The 3,663-nt window shown below is 54.7% G+C and carries 2 protein-coding genes; both read left to right on the forward strand.

Translation table 11 applies throughout. The features are described 5' to 3' along the window. Window positions 1-3,406 (forward strand): contractile injection system protein, VgrG/Pvc8 family (locus ACJROR_RS10030; protein WP_406546956.1); only part of this gene is annotated, 3,406 nt, incomplete at its 5' end. A gap of 15 nt (window positions 3,407-3,421) precedes the next feature. Beyond that, window positions 3,422-3,663: hypothetical protein (locus tag ACJROR_RS10035; RefSeq protein WP_406546957.1), on the forward strand; the 242-nt coding region annotated here is incomplete at its 3' end.

Genomic DNA, 3,663 nt, shown 5'->3' on the forward strand with positions numbered 1-3,663 from the left:
AATAACGCTTTTCAGCGGCTCCGCCCTGTCGAAAAAGGATCTGGAAGCATGCCTGCTCCTCAAAGCAAATATCGGTCTGTTTCAGTACGATACCACCGGCAGCCTCTCCCGGGGGCGGAATTATCAGGGGATTATCACCTCGTATAATGCTCTGGGACTTCTGTCGGATCCGAACAGCGTCGCCGGCGGAGAGGACTGCTACGGCTATGAAATAACCATCGAGCCGGAACTGGTGCTCGCGGGACTGGATCTCCGCACCCGGAGCTTTGATTCCGAAAGCTCTCCCGCTGACATTATCACGTCGATTTTTCAGGAATATAACCTGCCGTGCCGCTTTGACAAGAATCTCTTTGACTGCATGCCCGATCGCGGCCAGATCGCCCAGCAGAGCGGCGAAACAGACCTTAATTTCATAAACCGCATTTGCTTCTGCTACGGCTTCAACTATGTGTTCGAGCCCTCCGGGGAGGACGCCTCCGCTCAGGCGGAAACGGTATTTTCCCGGGGCTGGCGCACCGGAAATGCCAAACAGATTTCCGGAAACACCCTCACAGGTCTTGAGGAGATCCCCTGCTCCGTCGGAGCCGCGGAATCAAAAAGCTTTGGCAGCGGCGCCATATGTCTGGATCGGATGGTGAACACCGGCTTTGCGGGATCCGGAAGCATTCATAAGGATTCCCAGGATCCCCTGCCGCCCCCCGCTTTCCTGAGCGGCTTTGAAGCCGTGCGGGGCGAGGGGCCGAAGCCGGCGGAAAATATTCTCAAATTCGGACGGGCCTCCGCAGAGGCGCTGGACAGACTGCATTCAGATCGCGTCCTCATCACCGCTCATGATTTTGCCGTGGCTCCCGGCATCAAGCTTAACATCTCCAATGAGCGCTATCTCACGGTACGGACGCGCTACAGCTTCAATATTGACTTTCCGGAAAAATTCAAAAGACCCTTGGATGTTCCGGAGGAAGAACAGGAACTCAATCTGCTTGCCGTGGCCGTCCCGCAGCCGGAAAACACGCAGGATGGCACCCTGGGCCCCCTGTGCTGCTTCGGAAGAATGCCGGATAATCCCACGGTAAAAAATGCCTTTGTCCTTTCGGCCATCCCCCGGCCGCGGCAGCGCCAGCATCAGATAGACACTCCGCGCATCCAAAGCTATGCCGCCCTGGAAACGGATGCCGGCTCATCTCCACTGATCCTGAGGGCCACCGTCACCGACAGCGACGGAAAAACTTCGTCTCCGGGAACCATTGCGCCGGCCAGCGATGATGACACCGCCTTCCCGGCTATGTTTTACGCCCTGCCGGACGGAACCTCGAAGCCGGTAAAAACCAACTTTGTAAGCTCCACCGGAGGCGCGGATCCTCTGGGTAACTTTCCTAAAACGGGACAGCGGGTACTCCTCCTGCAATCTGATAACTGCTGCTTTTTCCTGGGCTATCTCCCGGATCGGGATGCGCTGCCAGCCTACGACAGCTCCATGCGGAACGACCTTATCCTGAGCTCCTTTATGAACTCCGGCTGCACCCCGGACGCAACCGCCGGCGCGGACAAAATGCCCGGTAATTCCGACCGGGATATCAATAATCAGTATCTGGCCTTCTGCCGCTTCTCCAGCTCCGCCGTCCTCCTGGAATACCTGATCATGCAGAAAAAACTGGAAAGCTTTATGAAATGCCTGGCCCTCCGGTTCAATACCAACAAGATCACGGAAATCTGGGACAGCAAGAAATCTGATGCGGAAGGCAAACTCAATACAGTCATCAGCGCCCGGTCAGATCTGGACAAGGCCATCACGGACGGCGACAGCCAGGACAAAATCAGCAAAGCCAAAAATGCCCTGGCTGATGCCTACTCCGCTCTCGCCAAAATCGCTGATGATATTGTGGCCGCCATTAAGGCGGTAAAAAGCGTCAGCAAAAAAACAGCGGACATGATGAAGAAACAGCCCACTGTCTACACCTCCGAGGAACAGGCGCTGGAGCACCTCCTGGGACTGACCGGCTTCTCCCTGTTTTGCGACGGCGCGCACCGGGAGTACGGAGTTACCCTGGAAAACGCCGCCACCGAGGACATTACCGCGGTGGCCGGCGGCAGCCTGAAGCTCAGCGCCGGCAGCGATGTGGTCATTACCGCCGATAACACCATCACCCTGCAGGTAGGGAACTCCAGCATTTCCATTAACGGCAACACCATTGCCATGGCCGTAGCCTATTTTAAGAACAAGTTCTCCCCGTGGGACGGCAGAATCGCCCTGAGCCCCGCCACCGGAATCACTATGTCGGGCTTTCAGGTTAATGCCAAAGGACTTATGTCTGCCAGCATCGGGGACAGCTTCGGCGGCAGCCTGAGCACCAAGAACGGCTATTTGACCGTATCAGCTCCCAAGATCAAGCTCTGCAACATGAGCGGGGTGGCATTCCTCACGACCATGACAAATCTCACCGGCAGACTGGTCAATGCCATTTCGGATACCGCCTGCAAAGCCGCAGACAATGATGCCGGCGATATGGCCGCCTCCATTATCAATGACATCACCGGCTATGCCAACAGCATTTCCGGTATCATTGCCGACAGCTACGTGGCTTTCAAAAACTTTTCCAATGCCACCGAAAAAAGCACTAACCACACCAGAGCCTGGGTGAATCTGGCCATCGCCGCCGTCAACATCGCCATGAGCGTTTCCGATGTGCTGGAAAATCTGATTGCCTGCACCATTATTCAAAACGCGGACAGTGATTACAGCTTTGTAAAGCGCACCAAGGAAAACAACTATATCAGCGGTCATGACATTTATCTCATGACCACCAGCAGCGTCAGAATGGTGGCCATGATTGCTAATGCCTCTCTTCTGATGGCTGACAACATGGCCATGCCTAAAGTTTCTAGCCTGGAGCTTAATGCCGCCAGCACCGACCTCACTAGCACGGCATTCAATATTTACAGCACAATGAACCTCGATAAAGCTTCCGTTGTGTGTGGTACCAACACCGAAGTGATTTGTAAAATTAATGCTGAAGATGATAATTTTTCCGGAAATATTAGTCAGCTCATCAGCCAGCTGAGCCTGATTACTGTAAACAGATCAGCAAACGTTGGCGCGAACGTTGCCCAACAAACACTCACGGAATCCACCATCTCAAATATGCATATGAAGAACGGGACCGGCGATACCTCCATAATACCGATGGAGCAAAAAACCACGGGGACGAAGACGAATACTACCGGCATGGCAAACGAAGGCATTGGCAGCAAAGAAGGAGTCAACGGCAACAACAACAACGTCAATGCTAATATAATAGACGGCAACGCCAATCAGGTTGAGACCAAAGCTGTGGGCACACAGACAGAGGCCGTGGAAAATTCAGCCGGTGCCCTGCTAACAGACACCAAGGCTATGGAAGTAGGATAAAAAAGGAGAAAAATTATGCCCACCCCCAAAGCATCACTTACCAGCATTACCGCCACCGGAGATGTAGTTACCGGCCCCGGCAGTCCCACCAGACTCTGCAAGGGGCTCCCCACAGCCTGCAGGGGCGACGCGGTCGCCGGAGCCGTCTGCACCGGAGTGATAACCGCCACCACCGCCGTCACCAGAGTATCCATGGGACGCCCCATAGCCAATATAGGCTCAGTGGTCACCGGGGTTAATCCGATAACCGGAGTTCC

Source organism: Succinimonas sp. (genome assembly GCF_045225735.1).
GTDB lineage: Bacteria > Pseudomonadota > Gammaproteobacteria > Enterobacterales > Succinivibrionaceae > Succinimonas.